This window comes from Geobacillus sp. GHH01 (assembly GCF_000336445.1).
Lineage (GTDB): Bacteria > Bacillota > Bacilli > Bacillales > Anoxybacillaceae > Geobacillus > Geobacillus zalihae.
This window is the reverse complement of sequence record NC_020210.1, coordinates 416442-435255: the sequence shown is the minus strand read 5'-3', so window position 1 is coordinate 435255 and position 18814 is coordinate 416442. Positions and strand designations below refer to the sequence as shown.

The window sequence follows — 18814 nt, the reverse complement described above, 5'->3', positions numbered from 1 at the left end:
AGGATGGCGATGAGCACGAACATCGTTTGGCATCACACATCGGTCACAAAAGAAGATCGTCGCAAGCGCAACGGCCATCATAGCGCCATCCTTTGGTTCACCGGGCTGTCCGGCTCCGGCAAATCGACGGTGGCCAATGCCGTCTCCAGACGACTGTTTGAGCTCGGCATTCAGAATTATGTCTTAGACGGCGACAACATCCGGCACGGGCTCAATAAAGATCTCGGCTTTTCCGCCGCCGACCGGACGGAAAACATCCGCCGCATCGGCGAAGTGGCAAAGCTGTTTGTCGACAGCGGCCAGTTTGTGCTGACGGCGTTCATCTCGCCGTTTGCCGAAGACCGGGCGCTCGTCCGCCGCTTAGTCGAAGAAGACGAGTTTATCGAAATTTACGTCAACTGCCCGCTTGAAGAATGCGAAAAGCGCGATCCGAAAGGGCTGTATCAAAAAGCTCGCCGCGGGGAAATCCGTGAATTTACGGGCATCGACTCGCCGTACGAAGCGCCGGAAGCACCGGAGCTGACGATCGAAACACACCGTTATTCGGTTGACGAATGTGTCGAGCAAGTGCTCGCCTACCTGCGCGAGCGAGGAATGATCCCGGATGCGAAAACAGACTGATTCCCCCGTCCTCTGCCAAAAAAGAACGGGAGGTCATTTGACAAGGTCGTTTTCATCCCAAGGCAGACCATTTACAATAAAAGCAGCCGAGCATCCATGCCGTTTTCCGGCGGCTGGCTGAATCATGCACGAAGGGGCTGAAACAACGATGGGCAAAGTATATCTTGTCGGCGCCGGCCCCGGCGACCCGGAACTCATTACCGTCAAAGGATTAAAATGCATCCAGCAGGCGGATGTCATTTTGTACGACCGTCTCATCAATGAAGAGTTGCTTTCATATGCCAAGCCGGACGCCGAACTCATCTTTTGCGGCAAGCTGCCCGGCTTCCATGCCATGCAGCAGGAAACGATCAACCATGCGCTCGTCTGGCATGCCAAAAAAGGAAAAACGGTCGTCCGCTTAAAGGGCGGCGATCCGTTCGTGTTCGGGCGCGGCGGCGAAGAGGCCGAGGCGCTGGCCAAACATGGGATCGAATTTGAGATCGTTCCCGGCATCACCTCCGCCATCGCGGCGGCGGCTTACGCCGGCATCCCTGTCACCCATCGCGCGTTCAGCTCAAGCGTCGCCTTTGTCACCGGGCATCGGCGCGACGGAAGTCGTGACGAGATCAAATGGGAAAGCCTCGCCAAAGGCATCGATACGATCGCCATTTACATGGGGGTTCATCACTTGCCATACATTTGCGGCCAGCTGATGAAATACGGCAAAGCGCCGGAGACGCCGGCGGCGGTCATCGAATGGGGAACGACAACGGCTCAGCGCACCGTCACCGGCACACTCGCGACGATCGCCGGAATCGCCGCCAAAGAAAACATCCAAAATCCGAGCATGATCATGATCGGAGACGTCGTCCGGCTGCGGGCCAACATTCAATGGTTCGAACGGTTGCTTGCGTCATCGGCAGCCGCTGAGGCAACATCGTGAGGCGATGGCGATGGAAGCTGTTTTATATGTCAGCCACGGCAGCCGCATTGCCGCCGCGCGCCATGAAGCGGCGCGTTTCGTCGAACAGTGCCGGAGGGTCATCGATATTCCGATTCAAGAGCTATGCTTTGTCGAGCTCGCGGAACCGGACATTGTCACCGGCGTTGACCGTTGTGTCGCCCAAGGGGCGACACGCGTCATCGTCGTTCCGCTTCTCCTTCTTTCTGCAGGGCATGCCAAACACGATATTCCAGCGGCATTGGACATCGCGAGACGGCGCCATCCGTCCGTTGATATCCTCTGCGGCGCTCCGTTCGGCGTCCATGAAGCGATGATCGACATCATGATCGACCGCATCAGCGAACAGTCCGCACCGCTTGACGGCGAATCGATGATCCTTCTTGTCGGCCGCGGCAGCAGTGATCCAGACACGAAGCGCGACATGTCCGCCATCGCTGCGCTTTTAAAAGAAAAAACGAACGTGCCGCACGTGGACGTTTGTTTTCTCGCTGCCATCCGCCCGACGCTTGATGAAGGGCTCGAACGGGCCCATGCATCGGCGTATCGGCGTGTGTTTGTCGTCCCGTACTTATTGTTTACCGGCGTCTTAATGAAAACGATCGAACGGAAGTTGCAGGGGTTCTCTGTTTCCGACAAAGAGTGGCATTTATGCTCTTACCTAGGCGATCACCCGCGGCTTGTGCTGCTCATTCAACAACAAGTATTATCGCTATCATCCGTAAAAAAAGGAGCTTGAACCATCAAGCTCCTCTTTTCATGTACTTTCCGCCTCATCTATTATATGATGGAAACAGAACAACCGTGATGAAGGAGGACTCATCGGCGTGAAAAGAGTTCATGTCATCGTGGAAGGGCGCGTGCAAGGCGTCGGGTTTCGATACTTCGTCCAACACGAAGCGCTAAAACGGCAGCTGACCGGTTGGGTGAAAAACAATGATGACGGAACAGTGGAAATGGAAGTTCAGGGGGATGAAAGCGCCCTTCAACTCTTTTTGGACACCATTGAAGCCGGAACGATGTTTGCCAAAGTCGCCCGCATGCACATCGAGCCGCGCGATGTCCGCTCCGATGAAAAACAATTTCGCATTATGTACGGGAGCGGCTTTTGACAACTAGGCTCATCCCCTCAAGCAGCGGCCTTCCCGGCTTTTTCGGCCATCGAGCCGGCAGAAGCGCCGGCTCGATGGCCAAAATCCGAAGGGACAGCGTCTTCCTTGCTTTTCTGATCGCCAAACCAAAAGCGGTTCTGCCTTTCCCACGCTTCTCGCCGCTCGATTACGCCGGCCGCAAATGCGGCGCCGCATAGTGGAAATATGTCTCCAAGATGGCCATGTTCGCCTGCTCATTTTTTCCCCGCGCTTCGCGACAAAGCGGGTCGAACATGTCGACAGCGGAGGGCGGGTATTCGCCGCATATGTCCACGCCGAGCACTTTTTTATGGAATAAAAGCAACCGCAGGCAGGCGAGCAACCGGGATAGCGGAATCACTCCTTGATCCCAGTTCGTGACCGCGTCTTCGCGACGAAGAGCGTCTTTATCGATGCTGATATAGATGCTTCCGGTCGGGATGGCCTCGATGAGCGCTTTTGGCCATTCATCATGATCATCAAATGGAAGAACAGTCATTTTCGGAGATAAACGGAGTTGATGCGAAGAAGCAGTTGGGCCAACGATCACGACTTTTTGCAGCCGCGGATGCTTAAGTGCATAGGAGACCCATGAGCCGCACGAAATGACATCATCCCCTCCTTCAGCATCCGTATGGCGGTCAAAAAGCACAAGCGTAAACGGTTCGTTGATTTCTTTAAGCAATAAATACGTGACATAATGGTAGTTGCCGCTGCCGATCAGCACCGCCCCGCGCTTCCGCCGCCGCTCAAGCCGCCGCTCAATTTCAGCAAGCGCCGCTTCGCTGCAATACAAATTCGTCTCCGGCACGTCGGCGAGATCGACCCATTCGTGCGGGAACTGAAACAGCCGCTTTTGCGGCCGGTACACGCCGTCAAAATTCAACACCGTGACACCATTGCCTTGAAACCCCATCGATCATCACCCTTCTTTCGTTGAATCATCATTCAACGCTTTGTAGGTGCGGATGAGTCCAAGATGTGTCTCTTTTTTTATTATACAATAGAAGTCGAAATAGTTCCGCTCACACGCCTCGGTCATGTACAATAATAGAAAAACAAACAGCAAGGAGGGAGCCGCTTGCAACCGATCGACACGGCCGCCGTACAAGAGGCGCTGAATCGTTTTGCCAATCGCGACGTATATATTCATTTGGAAACGACGAACGGAGCATACGCCTCCCATCATAACGATGGCTTTTATTCCGTCGGCGCCTACATCCGCAACGCCTGCATTCGCTTCACCCGCGGCAAGATTACCGGCCCTGGGCCATATCGCGTCGGACTGAAGCTTGATCTTGGCTGGGTGTACGCCGAAGGGCTGACCCATTGGGAATGGACAGAAAAAGGACAGTTGCTGCTAGCAGGCCATGATGATCAAGGGAAATTGGCCGTGGCTCTCGAACTAAGCAACGAACCGTTTGTGTAAGGAGGGAGTTCCGTTGAATGAACGACATGTGCTCGTTGTTTTTCCCCACCCGGACGATGAAGCGTTCGGCGTGTCGGGAACGATTGCCGAGCATGCGCAAAACAGCACGCCGGTGACATACGTTTGCTTAACGCTCGGCGAAATGGGGCGCAATATGGGCGTGCCTCCGTTTGCCAACCGCGAAACGCTTCCACACATCCGCAAGCAAGAACTGGAGGAAGCATGCCGCATTCTTGGCATTCATGATTTGCGCCTGCTCGGCTATCGCGACAAGACGGTCGAGTTTGAGGATGAAGAAGAGCTGGCTGACCGGATCGCCGCCATCGTGGCGGAAACGAATCCATCGCTTGTCATTACGTTTTACCCCGGCTACAGCGTCCATCCCGATCATGACGCGTGTGGAGCCGCTGTCATCCGCGCCTTAAAGCGCTGGCCGAAAGAAGAACGGCCAACCGTCCATTGCGTTGCGTTTGCGAAAAACTGCGAACAAGACCTTGGCCAGCCGGATGTCGTGCGCGATGTCAGCTCGGTGATCGAGACGAAGCTGGCCGCCATTCGCGCCCACCGTTCGCAAACCGAAGGGCTGATGCAGGCAGCCTCCAAGCGCGGCGATGCGCTTGCCTGGCTGAAAACGGAGCGGTTTTGGACGTATCGGTGGGATGATTAAGCGGTCGGACACCGATTTGGGTGGGGGCGCTTTGTTCCGCCCCCCTATTTTCCTATTGGGTGCGATCCCATTGTCCAAACGCATGCAAACATCGCTGTCCGGCCAGGCAGCTGCTATCTTCATCTATAGCCAAACATACGCTTCTTCGGCCAATTCCCCCTTCAGCACAGTGACCGCTTTTCCTTCCAGATGCACTCTCTCCCCCGCCATCGTCACCCGCACAATGCCGCCGCGGGCTGAAGCTTGGTAGCCGACTAACGTCGTTTTCCCAAGCTTGTCCGCCCAATACGGCCCAAGGCAGCAGTGCGCCGAGCCGGTGACTGGATCTTCAGGAACACCAATAGTTGGAAAAAAGCCCGCGATACAAAGTCTACTCCCTCCGTCATCGAGCGGCTTGTTACGATCACACCGAGGGCATCCACTTGTTGAAGCAAGTGAAAATCCGGCTGCAGCTCATGCACGATTCGTTCTGAATCAACTTCCACTAAATAGTCAAACCGGTTTCGTCCGATAAACAGCGGCTTTACCGCCAAGGCGTCGGTGAGCACGGCAGGAGGCGACTCGTCCAACATTGGCGCTTCATTCGGAAAATCAAGCCGAATCCAGCCATCGTTGTTGACAGCCGTTAACACCCCGCTGTTCGTGAAAAAGGCAATCGCTTCATCTCGGCGGTGTTCCCCGCGCTCCCACAGCACATGGGCGCTCGCCAACGTTGCATGGCCGCACAAGTCAACCTCTGCTTTAGGAGTAAACCAACGCAGACGATAGCCGCCCTCATGTGGAACTAAAAAAGCCGTCTCAGACAAATTCATTTCTGCGGCAACACGCTGCATCCACTCATCACGGGCCGGCTGCGGCAACAAGCAGACGGCCGCCGGGTTGCCGGCAAACGGCCGGTCAGTGAACGCATCGACAATATACATCGGAATGTTCATAGCTCTTTCCCTCTTTCCCCATTTCGTTCTTTTTCGTTCGCCAATAGCTGGGCCAACTCTTCATCCCATCGGCCGCGCTGCCGGAAAGAATCAGCAGCGAGCGCCTGAAACAGCCGCTTCCGTCCCTCAGCGTCCTCCACTTCGCGCAATACAACGTCGCGGGCCCGCTGCAAAAACTGAAGATACGGCCCATACTCTTCGCCATACTTCTCCTCAAGCTGGCGGCGAATGCGGCGGGCCACCGCCGGACTTGCCCCCCCGGTCGACACGGCAATGGTAAGCGGACCGCGGCGGACAACAGCGGGAACGTGAAAATCGCATCGCTCCGGGTCGTCCACGACATTTACGAGTTGACCGGGTGTTGCTGCTTGCGCCACCGCTTCATTCACCTTGCGATCATTCGTCGCGGCAATCACCAAAAAGGCCTCCGCCAAATCGTCTGGGTCAAACCGCTTTTTCTTCCAAACGATCATCCCCCCCGCGGCCAACGCTTGAAGCTCCGGCTCCGCTTCAGGCGCAATCATCACGATTTCCGCCCCTGCCTCTAACAATCCATGAATTTTCCTTGCCGCCACCTTCCCGCCGCCGACAACGACCGCGCGGCGGCCGCGCAAATGAAGAACAATCGGATACCCCACGGCGCAACCCTCCCATTCCAGCATCAGGCAGACTGAGTCGGTTTCTGCGCAAAAACAGGCGCAATCTTCCCGGACTGCCTGCCTTGGCAGACAACCAAAAGGCGTTTCCAACCAAAATGTAAAAAAAGAAGCCGTGCATTGAACACGGCCTTTTTCTTCATTATATCATCCTTGTTTCACTTCCTGAAGCCATTTCGCCAACCGTTCATTTTTCTTTTTCATATGCTCAAGCCATTGCGGAAGCAGCTTTTTCATCGCCTCCTGGTCGTTGTTCTCCATCGCTTGCCTCGTTTGTTCATGAAGCTGGTGAAGCTGTTGTTTTTCTTCTTTCGTCATCCACCGTTTCTTTTTATGCAACTGTTTCAGCTCTTGTTTAAACTGTTCTTTGGTGATTTTTTTATTGGCCAGCTGGTCGATGAGCCGGTCAAGCGCTGCTTCGCGCTCTTTTTTCATCTTTTTGCACTTTTCTTTGATGGCCTGTTTCACATTTTCATCGTTCAACTGCTGACGCAACGCGTTCCGCTCATCCAGCACTTTTTTCCATTCTTCTTCCTGCTCAGGCGTATATTTTTGGACCATCTCCATCCACTTTTGCTCGTCAAGTCCCTCATGCTTCCACATATGGCCGACCGGCAAATGCACATCGGCCCCCCCGCCTGCATGGCTTCGAGCAGACACCCATGACGGCATCGCCAGAACGAGCGAAGCAAAAAAGGCAACCCATAATTTTCTCATCATGTGCACTCCTTTTTTCATTTCGTTCACGATCCATCAACGACTAGACAGCTGGGATCAATCATTCTTTATTTTCCCTCCTTTGCGCTGCCTCCTTTCCGATCATTTACTCCTTCCTTATTTTCCCCGTTTTTTGGACATCTTTGCATAAAAAATGAGGAAACCCGCAAAACAATCGTGTTTCCTCAAGATATGAAGGAATCGTCTAGCGAAATTTCTCTTCAATGCGCCGCCCGTAGTCGCGCAATGCCTTCGAGTTTGTCTGCCCCCGTTTCTTCATCAGTTCCGCAAACCGAAGCTGTTTTTCCGTCCGCTTTTTCTCCAGCTCCCGTTTTTCCTCATCATCCTCGCAGCAACGAAGCAAGTCCTCGAGCGTCAAAAGTTCTTTGCGCAACTCCGCTTCTTCCCTCACATAGCCGGCGTTTTTCAGCAACAAATACCCGAGCCGCAGCTCCTCTGGAATGCGGGAAAGGTCTTCAATCTCAAGCGGTTTGCCGAAGCCGGGCAAGTTGTCGAACTCGCCGTTTTTCATCGCCTCGCGAATTTTCTCCTCGGCGATGCGCCAAAATCCGTCCATGTTACGTCAGCTCCTGCGCCTGCCGCCTCACGCGCTGCTCGTTTAAGAACCGGACGAGCTCGTCATACGGAAGCGGCGGGGAAAAATAATAGCCTTGCGCCTCATCGCACCGTTTTCCTTGCAAATAAGCCGCTTCGGTCTCCGTTTCGACCCCTTCAGCCAGCACCTTTACACCTATATTATGCCCGAGTCGGATGATCGCCGGCAAGATGACATCTTTTTTTCCTTGAATATGCTGAACAAACGAACGGTCGATCTTCAGCCGATCGATCGGCAAATCCGTCAAGTAGCTGAGCGAACTGTAACCAGTGCCGAAATCATCCATGCTGATCGTCACACCAAGCCCCTTCAGCTTTGACAAAATATCGAGCGCACGCTCCGTATCCATTGTCATTCGTTCCGTAATTTCCAGATCTAAATGGTGCGGCGGCAGCCCGGTGTCGGCGAGCAGGCCGGCGAGCTTATCCACAAATCGGCGGCTTTCAAACTCGTATGGCGACAAATTTACCGAGACAGACAAGTGCGGAAACCGGTCAAGCAGCTGTTTTGTTTGCCGGCAAGCCGTGCGGATGACCCATTCATTGATCGGGATGATCATGCCGGTCTGTTCGGCAACCGGGATAAACAATGACGGCGAAACCATCCCTTTTTCCGGATGGCGCCAGCGAATCAACGCCTCCATGCCGATCACTTGCCGGTCGTGAAGCCGAATTTGCGGCTGATAGTACAATTCAAATTCCTCATTTTCAAGCGCACGCCGCAAGTCGCGTTCCATCGCCATCTTTTCATTGAGACGAATCGCCATCGGCTCCGTGAAAAAGAGAAAATCGCTCGCCGCTTTTTTTCGCGCCTCGTAGCGGGCAATATCCGCCTTGCGAATCAACGTTTTTGCATCCTCCCCATCTTTTGGGTAGACGCTGATGCCGATGTTCACGGTCACATATAGCTCAAGGCCGTTGACAACGATCGGTTCGTCAGCAGCTTCAATCAACCGTTTCGCTGCTTCCTCCGCTTTTTCATTGGCGCTATCCGGCAGCACAGCGATAAATTCATTTCCGCTCCAACGTCCAACCATAATTCCTTTCTGTTCTCGCCAAAGGCGGGCCAGCTGGAGCAAGACCTCATCTCCAACAGCATAGCCGTAAAAATCGTTGATCGTCTTAATGCCGCTCACTTCCAAAAACATGACAGCCGCTTCTTGGCCATTCCGTTTAGCGCCGGCGAGGCATTGTTCGATCTGTTTATACATCGCTTCCTTGTTCGGGAGACCGGTCAGTTCATCATGGCTGGCAAAGTATTGCAGCCGCCTTTCGTTTTGCTTCTGCTCGGTCAAGTCGCGGACGGCAGCAACCATCACATTTTGCCATTCGTAATCGTAACGGCGCTGCAACACTTCCGCCGGAAACACCGTTCCATCCTTTCGGCGCAGTTCGATTTCAAACCGCTTGCGCTCCCCATCCGAGCGAGCTTCTGTCATCGACCCTTGAACTACAAGATCATCTACAGGCAAATGAACCAATTCACTTTCTGTATAACCAAGCAAGCGACACGCCGCCTCATTGACTTCGATAATTTTGCCGCCCGCATAGACGATCAAGCCTTCCGTCGTCATTTCCGCCAGCCTCCGCAGTCGATGCTCGTTGGATGCGAGCGTTTTTTTATAGACAGCCAACGCCTTCCGTTCCATTTGTTGATGCAAAGCGAGCAAATAGGCAACCGCTGACGCCAAAAACATGGCCATCATCGTCCACAGGGCCTTTTTCCGTCCTCGTTGCAAATGTTGCTCATACGTTTTGGCATCAAAATCGATGCCAACAACCGCATCCACTGTCCCGTCCGATTGACGAATCGGCATAAACGCGCTGATGCTCCTTCCCCATTCATCCGTTGTCGGATGCTGTTCCATCGCAAACCGGCCGTGGAACGCCTCTTCGATCTCTGGAAAATGGCGGCGGTAAACTGTCCCAGGTGGAACCGCTTGTTCCTTTTCGCCGTCGATGCGGCCGTTCCGATTGTAGTCAGTCGCTGGCGCTGCCACGAAATATAGCTCACCGTGTTCATTCTTTTTTAACGTATACACGCTCAACACGCGGCCATAATGTTGCCAACGCTCCAGCACCGCCATCACCGTGTGATACGCAGGCAGATGTTCCGCCCTTTCATCGAGCCGTTCGTGCCCCATGGCGGCCAAATCGCCGGCGATCATGCCGGCGATTTGCTTTGTGGCTTCCTCATATTCACGATGTTCTTGTTTTTCAGCATAATGGATATAGATCATCCCTGCCCCTAAAAAAAGCAAGGAAACGGTGGCAAACACAACAGTCAGTCTCGGCGCCGCCAGCCATGGGATGCCTCCCCAGTGCCGTTTTGCCATCCAATGGCCGTATACATAGACACCGCCGACCGTTAAAAAAAGGCCAAAAATATACAAGATATATTCCAGTTGATTCGACATCCTCCATCACCGTCATCGATTCTTCGACGCTTTGCTTTCATTATAAGACGACCATTCTTCGCGCTGCCTCCCTCCACCGTTCCTATTTGTTCGACAGCTTACGACATTCATCTACCGGTCATAGGACTCGGGTATGAGACACCGTTTCCACGCTTACGACCATAAAGCCAGGTCGGCCGAAACGAAAAGATCTATCTATTGGTATAAGCCTTTAGGACGAGGTGCTATATTTGTAACGGCGCTGTAACATTATTTAATCCAACTGTAAAAAACAAGTCTAGTTTCCTCTGCTATACTCTAGTTGAGAGACGTCGAATCGGAAAAGATTTTGTCGGGGGTTAGGGGAAATGAAAAAATGGTATTCTCTCCTGTTCGTATCCATGATCGTTCTATTTTCCTCCTTCTTTGTAAGCACTTCCAGTTCTGACGCAGCCGCCAACAAGACGAGGCTGATCGCCGAGGCCAAAAAACTGGTCGGCACTCCGTATCGGTATGGTGGCACAACGCCAAAAGGATTTGACTGCTCGGGATTTGTTTACTATACCCATAAAAAAGTCGGCGTCACGTTGCCGCGCACGTCCAAAGAAATGTATAAAAAAGGAAAATACGTACATAAATCGAAATTGCAACCAGGGGATTTGGTGTTTTTTGACACTTCGAAACAGACAAAAGGCATCTCCCACGTTGCCATCTACATTGGGAACAATCAAGTCATTCATGCCGTTTCCCGCGGTGTCAAAATCGACAGCTTAAACAGCAGCTATTGGAAAACAAGATATGTCGGAGCCAAGCGTCTGTAGCGGTTCATTGCAAAAGCTCTCTGTCATATTAAGCGCGCTTAATAGGCAGGGGGTTTTTATTATGCAAAAAAAAAGCGGCCCTCCGAAACCGAAGGGCCCAATATATATTCATAGGGGATCGGGGGAATACTTGGAAAACGTTACGCTATTATTCATTTCCTCCCTTTTCGTCTTTTATACATGAAAACAAAAAAATTTTTTATGATCCCCAGCCGCAACAGCTTCTCCCTCTCGTTTCGACAATGTGGACATAAAACCGCCGTTCTTGTCGAATGGTATAGATGATGACTGGTTGTCCGTTCATCGATTTTTGACAAAGGCAGGTGTTTCCGTTGTTCGCTTCCTCACAGCTGGGCGTTGATTTAGGGACGATGAATGTCAGGCTGTTCAGCCAGACGAAAGGGCTTCTGTTTGACGAACCAGCAACAGTCGCCTATAACCGCCAGGCGGACAAGCTCATGGCAATCGGCCAAAAGGCAAAACAAATGATCGGCAAAACTCCGCCCCATGTTGAAGTGACGTATCCATTGCGAAACGGCGTGATCGCTGATTTTGACCGCGCCAAGGCGCTGTTGCAGCAAGTCTTTAAACAATCAAGCAAACAGCTCGGCCTCGCTTTCAAAAAACCAGACGTCGTCATGAGCGTCCCATTCCACGCCACCTCCGTCGAGCGCCGCTCTTTTTACGAAATCGCCAAACATTGCGGAGCAAAGCATATTCAGTTTATTGAGGAACCCGTCGCAGCCGCCATCGGCGCAGATTTGCCGGTCGGCGAGCCAGTCGCGAATGTCGTCGTCCATTTAGGGGCCGGCAAAACAGAAGCCGCGATTATCTCGTTTGGCGGCGTTGTTGCCTGCCGCTCGCTTCGCATCGGCGGCAACCAGCTTGACGAAGACATTATGCAATATGTCCGCCAGCACTACAGTTTGCTAATCGGCGAACAGACGGCCGAACAAGTGAAAATCGAAATCGGCAGCGCCCCGGGAACGGTCATGGAACAGTCGGTGACGATCCATGGCCGCGATTTTGTCACCGGCTTCCTCAAAGCGGTGTCCTTGGACCCAACCGAAGTGCAAACGGCCATCAAAGAATCGCTTTGGCAAATCGCCGAAGCCATTCGCGCTGTTCTTGAAGAATGCCCGGCCGAACTGAGCGGCGACATCATCGACCGCGGCGTCGTGCTCACCGGCGGAGGCGCCTTGCTGCATGGCATCGAGCAATGGCTGAGCACGGAACTGCACGTGCCCGTGCATGTCGCGCCCAATCCGGCTGAAGCGGTCGCCATCGGCACAGGGAAGGCGCTTCGGGCGATGCCAAAGCGCCTCGATGCAGCGCTGTAGCTTATTTCCAACTCCCAATCATGGAAGCAACTCAAAGCCCCCGCGTCATCGCGGGGGTTCTTGTTAGACCGGCTATGGACATCCCTGGCGCGCAAGAGGCCGCTCACTGTGGTGTTAGGACGTCTGCCAAATGCGCTCCTCCCCTTGCGCTGCCTGTGCTCCCTCGGCGGCCTCAAGCAGCAAGTCCACAATATGGACGGCGCGGACGCTTCCTGACAGCCCGGCCCGTTCAATGCCAAGTTTCATTTGCAGCAAGCAGCCTGGGTTCGCCGTCACGATCGTCGTCGCTTTCGTTTGTTTCGCCATTTCCATTTTGTAGTCTAAAATTTGCATTGACATCTCCGGTTCCACAAGGTTGTAAATGCCGGCCGATCCACAGCAGCGGTCAGCATCTTTCATCTCGCGGAACTCGACGCCGTCAATCGCCCGCAACAAACGGCGCGGGGCTGCCGCTGTTTTCATAACGTTGCGCAAATGGCACGAATCTTGGTAGGTGACCGTTTGCGGCGCCACGCGGAGCGGCCGTTGATGAAATCCCAGCTCGACAAGCACTTCGGAAATATCTTTCACTTTCGCCGCAAACGCCGCCGCCCGTCCGCGCCATTCGGGATCGTCTTTTAGCAAATGTTCATATTCCAACAAAAACGCCCCGCAGCCGCCGGCGTTCGTCACAATGTAGTCGACGTCGAGCTGCTCAAAAGCGGCAATGTTTCGCTTTGCCAGCTCTTTCGCCATCTCCTTCTCCCCGCCATGCCCATGCAATGCTCCGCAGCACCCTTGGGACGGCGGAATGATGACTTCGCAGCCGGCGAGCTGCAACAGACGCAGCGTCGCATCGTTTGTCGCCATAAACATCGTATCCATCAAGCAGCCGGCGAAAAAGGCGACCCGTTTTTTCACCGCATCATCTGGGTTGAAGCGATGCGGCCGGTTTTTCATCTCTTTTGCGGTCGGCACGTCCGGCAACACGCGCTCCATTTGCCGGAACGAGGCCGGAAGCAGGCGAAGCAGCCCGGTTTTGCGGGCAAGCGTCCGCAAGCCGGAGCGCTGATACCAACCGAGAAGCGCCGTCGCCTTCCGCATCCGTTCTTGATGCGGAAACAGTCCGGCAAACACAAGCTTGCGGATGAGGCGAACCGGAAGCGGCATTTTTTTATGCTGGGCGATAATGTCACGCGCCTCTTCCAACAGATGGCCGTAGCGGACGCCGGACGGACAGACTGGTTCGCACGCCCGGCATCCTAAACATAAGTGGAGCGCTCGTTCCACTTCCTCGTCCGGTTCAATCAAACCGTCCACGACCGCTTTCATCAACGCAATCCGCCCGCGCGGCGATTGGGCTTCTTGCCGCCCCGATTCGATATACGTCGGGCATGATGGCAGGCAAAAGCCGCAACGCATGCAGTTCATCAGCTCATTTTCATCCATCCGTTCTTGAAACGCTTTTTGAATGAGCGCTCGTTCTGTCTTCGTTGTCATCGTGCCACCACCACCCGTTTTCTCGTGCTTTTGGCGAACACTTTGCCCGGATTCATAATATTGTTCGGGTCGAGCGCCTGTTTGACCGCTTTCATGGCGGCAATGCCGGCCGGACCGAGCTTCCATTCCAAATACGGCGCTTTCATCACCCCGACGCCGTGTTCGCCGGTAATCGTGCCACCCAATTCAATCGCTTTGGCGAAAATTTCTTCAAACGCTCGTTCCACCCGCTCCATTTCTTCACGATTGCGGGCGTCGGTCGGACAGGTCGGGTGCAAGTTGCCATCGCCGGCATGGCCGAACGTACAGATCTTCAACTGGTACTTCTCGGCAATTTCATTGATTGCTTTGACCATTTTGGCGATTTCCGAACGCGGCACGGTTGCGTCCTCTAAAATCGTCGTCGGCTTTAAGCGCGCCAACGCCGACAGCGCCGCCCTCCGCGCCGTCCGCAGCGCCTCTGCTTCTTCCTCCGAACGGGCGAGTTGAACGGACACCGCCTGCTCGGCCCGGCAAATATCGGCCATCTTTTTCATATCGCGCTCTACCACTTCCTTCGGCCCATCCTGCTCAATGAGCAAAACGGCTTTCACATCGGTCGGCAAGCCGATGCGGGCGAAATCTTCGACCACTTCCAATGTCGGCTGGTCCAAAAACTCGAGCGTCGCTGGAATGATCTTGTTGGCGATGATTTTCGACACCGAACGGGCGGCCGCCTCCAAATCTTGATAAAGAGCGAGCATCGTCTGCTTCGTCTCTGGCATCGGAATAAGTTTTAACGTCGCTTCGGTGACAATGCCAAGCGTTCCTTCCGATCCGACAAACAGACGGGTTAAGTCATAGCCAGCTACATCTTTTGCCAGCTTGCCACCGGTGCGGATGACATCGCCGTTCGCTAGGACGACTTCCAACCCGAGCACATAGTCGCGTGTCACCCCGTATTTCAGGCCGCGCAAGCCGCCTGAGTTTTCGCTGATGTTGCCGCCAATCGTTGAAATTTTCATCGACCCCGGATCCGGCGGATAAAACAATCCTTTTTCTTCAACGGCTTTCGCCAAATCAAGCGTCACCACTCCTGGCTGAACGGTCGCGGTTAAGTTTTCCTCATCAATTTCCAAAATGCGGTTCATATGGTTAAACAGGAGAACGATCCCGCCTTCGATCGGACACGTGCCGGCGCAAAGGTTCGTTCCTGACCCGCGCGGCACGATCGGGATGCGATACTCGTTGCAAATTTTCGCAATTTCCGCGACCTCTTTCGTATTTCGCGGCGCAATGACCGCATCGGGGAGCGACTGAAACTGCGGAGTCGCATCATACGAATAGACGAGCCGCCCCGTTTTCGTGTCATCGTAGTTTTCAGCTCCCACGACTTGAATCAACCGTTTTTTCGCTTCATTTGGAATCAATGGTCTCACCCTTTCCACATCCATTTGCATTCGCCGACAGCGGAAAAGGGGCCGGGCTTGGCGTCTGTTTCCATCCAGGCCAAGCCTCGTCCCCCTTCGCTGCCGTTACGGAATCATCCACGACAATACCGTCGATTGCAGGTACACGAGAATACCAATCAAGATAATTAAGAATATGCTATGTTTGACCGTAAAGCGGAACAAGTCGGACTCTTTGCCGGTCAAGCCGACGGCCGCGCAGGCGACCGCGATCGACTGCGGCGAAATCATTTTCCCGACGACGCCGCCCGATGAGTTGGCCGCCAACGCCAGCACCGGATCCATGCCGATCGATGTTGCCGTCACTTTTTGCAAATTGCCAAACAATAAGTTCGACGACGTATCCGAACCGGTGATAAACACGCCGAGCCAGCCTAAAATCGGCGAGAAGAACGGGAACAACGGGCCTGTTTTGGCCAACGCCATCCCAAGCGTCGTGCTCATGCCTGACGAGTTGGCGATGTAGGCAAAGCCGACGACCGAAGCGATCGTCACAATCGGATATTTCAGCTCGTTAAGCGTTTCCACAAACGTGCGTCCCCAATCTTTCCACGAGATGCCGATGATGAACTTGGTGACGACCGCCGCCAACAAAATCGCCGTCCCAGCCGTGCCGAGCAGCTCAAGCTTATACACCGCCGCAATCGGCTGACCGCTTGGGTTCAAAATTTGGTTATTGAGCCCCGGCACAGGCGGCATAAACGTCAAATGGGCTCCGATGGCATTGACAAGCTTGAGCAAACCGTTTGTTCCTTCATAATGGCCGGTGAGCGCCGCTTTCACCTGCGGGATGCCCCAAAGCGAGATCAACGCCGTCAGCACAAGAAACGGCGACCAAGCGCGGAATACTTCCCCGCCGCGGTGCGCAGCGCGAGCGGCCTGCCCAGCAGCCGCCACTTCCGATTCCGATGCGAAACGGAACGTGCTTTTTGGCTTCCAATATTTCAAAAAGACGGCCAGCGCGACGATTGAAACAATCGAGGACAAAATGTCCGGCAGCTCCGGTCCTAAAAAGTTCGATGTCAAATATTGCGTGAGCGCGAACGAAACGCCGGAGACGATAATGGCCGGCAACACTTCGACTGTCTTTTTCCATCCTGCCATAATCAAAACGAGATAGAACGGAATGAACACCGATAAAAACGGCAGCTGCCGCCCGACCATTTTCGAAATTTCCATCGCCGGCACACCGGTCGGCCCTTCCATCGAGATGATCGGAATCCCGACCGCCCCGAACGCCACCGGCGCTGTGTTGGCGATCAAACAGATGCCTGCGGCGTACAGCGGGTTGAACCCCAACCCGGCAAGAAGCGCCGCTGAAATCGCCACCGGCGCGCCAAACCCGGCCGCCCCTTCCAAAAACGCTCCGAACGAAAAGGCAATCAGCAGCGCCTGCAGCCGCCGGTCTTCGGTGAGCGAGACAACCGAATTGCGGATAATGTCAAAATGGCCGGTCTTCACCGTCAGCTTGTATAAAAAGACAGAGGTGATGATGATCCAGCCGATCGGGAGCAGCCCGTACACCGCCCCTTGCGTCACCGACATGACCGCTTTGCCGGCCGGCATCCTGTAAGCGATTACAGCCAACACCAAAGCAAGCAGCAACGTCGTCAGCCCGGCGACATGCCCTTTCATCCGCTTGACAGCCAGCGCCCAAAAGAAATACAAAATCGGAATGAGTGCCACAATGGCCGATAACCAAAGCTGGTCGGCGATTGGCGTGAAGTCCTGCTTCCACATGCGGTTTTCTCCTCCCCTTTGCGCCTGACTTCGCGGCGTTTGCGATGGATCGTCCGCCCATCCTTTTCATTCTAGTCTTCTAGTCATCAGATGACCGGATAAGAAACGCCGTCTGTCTCACATTATAAAAGTACTCAACAAAAAAGACAATAGTATTTTTTCATTTTTCTAACTTTTTTCTCTTATCCCCTTCTCCTTTCCGTCCGCAAAAAAGCGCTTGTCCTTCCCCTTTATGCTGTATCATAATAGACAGTGCGGATGCATTGCTTTTGAAAACGGGAAATCCATTCTTCCGAACATTGAGGTGGAACCATTGGCATTTAAACGAATCAAAACGAAAAAAATCTATGAAGAAGTGGCCGAAGCGATTTTTGATATGATCAAAAACGGCGAGCTGAAACCCGGTGACAAACTTGATTCCGTCCAGCAGCTCGCTGAGCAATTTCAAGTTGGGCGCGCCGCCATTCGCGAGGCGCTCACTGCCTTGAAAGCAATGGGGTTGATCGAACTGCGGCAAGGAGAGGGGACGTACGTCCGTGAGTTCGATCCGACGATGATGACGTTTCCGTTATCCATGGCGGTCTTAATGAACAAAGAAGATATTTGGCATTTGCTTGAAGTGCGCAAGCTGCTTGAGGCAGGAGCCGCCTCGCTCGCCGCCTCCAAACGGACAGAGCGCGACCTTGAGGCGATGGCACAAGCGCTCCGACAAATGAAAGAAGGCATCGGCAGCGATGAGCTTGGGGAGAAGGCCGATTGGGCGTTTCATATGGCCATCGCCGAGGCGTCGCAAAATCCGATGCTCACAAGCATCATGAACAGCGTCTCCGGCATGATCGTTGAAACGATGCGGGAAACGCGCCGCATTTGGCTGTTTTCGAAACAAACGACGACCGAAAAGCTGCTTGCCGAACACCAAGCGATTTTCGAAGCCATTCGCGACCAAAATCCGGACGCCGCCCGGGCGTGCATGCTTGAACATTTGACCAATGTCGAAAACGTATTGCGCCGCTACATTCGCACTCAGCAGCCAAACTGAGTGCGTTTTTTGCAAAAAAGAGCTACGAATCTGAAAAAATGGTTTATAATAGACATATAGTCATCAGATGACCTGCTCACCCATCCCCAAAAAACAGGAGGGAGAAGAAGTGAAAGTATCGTTGTTTGTCACTTGCCTCATCGACCTCTTTTACACGAATGCCGGCAAAGCGACCGTCGAACTGCTCGAGCGGCTCGGCTGCGAGGTTGATTTTCCGGAGGCGCAAACGTGCTGCGGCCAGCCCGCGTATAACAGCGGTTATGTCAAAGAGTCAAAAGAAGCCATGAAACAGATGATGCGCGCGTTCGCCCACGCTGATTACGTCGTCACCCCATCCGGCTCGTGCGCGGCGATGTTAAAAGAATATCCGCACATTTTCCACGGCGACCCGGAATGGGAAGCGGAGGCGAAACGGCTCGCAGCGAAAACGTACGAGCTGACGCAATTTCTCGTTGACGTCCTGAAAGTCGAAGATGTCGGCGCCTCGCTTCACGGGCGGGCGACGTACCATACGTCTTGCCATATGACCCGCCTTCTTGGCGTGAAAGACGCACCGCTCCGGCTGTTGGAACATGTCAAAGGGCTTGAGCTCGTTCCGCTGCCGAACGCCCACCAGTGCTGCGGGTTTGGCGGCACATTTTCTGTCAAAATGGGGCCGATTTCCGAACAAATGGTCGATGAAAAGATCGGGCATATCGAAGAGGTGGAAGCAGACTATTTAATCGGCGCCGACTGCGGCTGTTTAATGAACATCGGCGGCCGCATCGGGCGGCTTGGCAAACCGATTCGCGTCATGCATATCGCCGAAGTGCTCAATCAACAAAAGTAAGAGAGGGGG

18 protein-coding genes and 1 pseudogene are annotated in these 18814 nt (G+C 53.9%); 10 read left to right on the top strand and 9 right to left on the bottom strand.

Annotated elements, in window-relative coordinates; all coding sequences use genetic code 11:
- Positions 1–9 precede the first annotated feature (9 nt).
- The 4 genes from cysC to GHH_RS02165 all read left to right on the top strand — a co-directional run bounded on the left by cysC (position 10) and on the right by GHH_RS02165 (position 2676).
- Complete coding sequence (gene cysC / locus GHH_RS02180; RefSeq protein ID WP_015373930.1) at positions 10–621, top strand: adenylyl-sulfate kinase; 612 nt, start codon at positions 10–12, stop codon at positions 619–621.
- 148 nt (positions 622–769) lie between these two features.
- Complete coding sequence (cobA, locus tag GHH_RS02175; protein ID WP_015373929.1) at positions 770–1546, top strand: uroporphyrinogen-III C-methyltransferase; 777 nt, start codon at positions 770–772, stop codon at positions 1544–1546.
- A gap of 10 nt (positions 1547–1556) precedes the next feature.
- Positions 1557–2303, top strand: coding sequence for a sirohydrochlorin chelatase (locus GHH_RS02170; protein WP_015373928.1), 747 nt, complete (start codon positions 1557–1559; stop codon positions 2301–2303).
- A gap of 88 nt (positions 2304–2391) precedes the next feature.
- Positions 2392–2676 (top strand): acylphosphatase, encoded by a 285-nt coding sequence (locus GHH_RS02165; RefSeq protein ID WP_013146356.1) that lies wholly within the window; start codon positions 2392–2394, stop codon positions 2674–2676.
- 166 nt (positions 2677–2842) lie between these two features.
- Here the strand turns inward: GHH_RS02165 and GHH_RS02160 are convergent, their stop codons facing one another.
- The gene (locus GHH_RS02160) at positions 2843–3610 is read right to left on the bottom strand and encodes an arginase family protein (RefSeq protein WP_015373927.1); all 768 of its coding nucleotides are present in this window, start codon (positions 3608–3610) and stop codon (positions 2843–2845) included.
- Positions 3611–3775: 165 nt separating this feature from the next.
- Between GHH_RS02160 and GHH_RS02155 the strand changes: the two genes are divergently transcribed.
- Both GHH_RS02155 and bshB2 read left to right on the top strand, forming a co-directional pair.
- Positions 3776–4123 (top strand): YojF family protein, encoded by a 348-nt coding sequence (locus tag GHH_RS02155; RefSeq protein ID WP_013146358.1) that lies wholly within the window; start codon positions 3776–3778, stop codon positions 4121–4123.
- Positions 4124–4136: 13 nt separating this feature from the next.
- Positions 4137–4790 (top strand): bacillithiol biosynthesis deacetylase BshB2, encoded by a 654-nt coding sequence (gene bshB2, locus GHH_RS02150; protein ID WP_015373926.1) that lies wholly within the window; start codon positions 4137–4139, stop codon positions 4788–4790.
- Between the two features lie 123 nt (positions 4791–4913).
- Here the strand turns inward: bshB2 and GHH_RS02145 are convergent.
- The 5 genes and pseudogenes from GHH_RS02145 to GHH_RS02125 form a co-directional block, all read right to left on the bottom strand.
- Positions 4914–5725: pseudogene (locus tag GHH_RS02145) on the bottom strand (PhzF family phenazine biosynthesis protein).
- Positions 5722–6363, bottom strand: coding sequence for a bifunctional precorrin-2 dehydrogenase/sirohydrochlorin ferrochelatase (locus GHH_RS02140; protein WP_015373924.1), 642 nt, complete (start codon positions 6361–6363; stop codon positions 5722–5724). Before GHH_RS02140 ends, GHH_RS02145 begins: the two are co-directional and overlap by 4 nt.
- Positions 6364–6528: 165 nt before the next feature.
- Positions 6529–7098, bottom strand: a complete 570-nt coding sequence (locus tag GHH_RS02135; RefSeq protein WP_015373923.1) for a hypothetical protein — start codon at positions 7096–7098, stop codon at positions 6529–6531.
- 205 nt (positions 7099–7303) lie between these two features.
- Complete coding sequence (locus GHH_RS02130) at positions 7304–7675, bottom strand: DnaJ family domain-containing protein (protein WP_013144260.1); 372 nt, start codon at positions 7673–7675, stop codon at positions 7304–7306.
- Position 7676: 1 nt separating this feature from the next.
- Entirely contained in the window at positions 7677–10130 is a 2454-nt protein-coding gene (locus tag GHH_RS02125; protein WP_015373922.1) for a bifunctional diguanylate cyclase/phosphodiesterase, read from the bottom strand.
- Positions 10131–10477: 347 nt separating this feature from the next.
- On the opposite strand from GHH_RS02125, the gene GHH_RS02120 reads away from it, so the two are divergent.
- Complete coding sequence (locus GHH_RS02120) at positions 10478–10930, top strand: C40 family peptidase (RefSeq protein WP_015373921.1); 453 nt, start codon at positions 10478–10480, stop codon at positions 10928–10930.
- A gap of 332 nt (positions 10931–11262) precedes the next feature.
- Positions 11263–12270: a rod-share determining protein MreBH gene (gene mreBH / locus GHH_RS02115; RefSeq protein ID WP_015373920.1), complete on the top strand. Its 1008-nt coding sequence runs from the start codon at positions 11263–11265 to the stop codon at positions 12268–12270.
- 114 nt (positions 12271–12384) lie between these two features.
- On the opposite strand, the gene GHH_RS02110 is transcribed toward mreBH, so the two are convergent.
- From GHH_RS02110 to GHH_RS02100, 3 genes are all read right to left on the bottom strand, one after another.
- Complete coding sequence (locus GHH_RS02110) at positions 12385–13749, bottom strand: (Fe-S)-binding protein (RefSeq protein WP_015373919.1); 1365 nt, start codon at positions 13747–13749, stop codon at positions 12385–12387.
- Positions 13746–15182, bottom strand: a complete 1437-nt coding sequence (gene glcD, locus GHH_RS02105; RefSeq protein ID WP_371198462.1) for a glycolate oxidase subunit GlcD — start codon at positions 15180–15182, stop codon at positions 13746–13748. The genes GHH_RS02110 and glcD overlap by 4 nt, the downstream gene beginning before the upstream one ends.
- An 81-nt stretch (positions 15183–15263) precedes the next feature.
- Positions 15264–16937 carry an L-lactate permease gene (locus GHH_RS02100; RefSeq protein ID WP_015373917.1) on the bottom strand — a complete coding sequence of 558 codons (1674 nt, stop codon included), beginning with the start codon at positions 16935–16937 and terminating at the stop codon, positions 15264–15266.
- A gap of 313 nt (positions 16938–17250) precedes the next feature.
- On the opposite strand from GHH_RS02100, the gene GHH_RS02095 reads away from it, so the two are divergent.
- A complete protein-coding gene (locus GHH_RS02095) occupies positions 17251–17976 on the top strand; it encodes a FadR/GntR family transcriptional regulator (RefSeq protein WP_015373916.1) in 726 nt (241 codons plus the stop codon).
- 109 nt (positions 17977–18085) lie between these two features.
- A complete protein-coding gene (locus GHH_RS02090) occupies positions 18086–18805 on the top strand; it encodes a (Fe-S)-binding protein (RefSeq protein ID WP_015373915.1) in 720 nt (239 codons plus the stop codon).
- Positions 18806–18814: the final 9 nt, after the last annotated feature.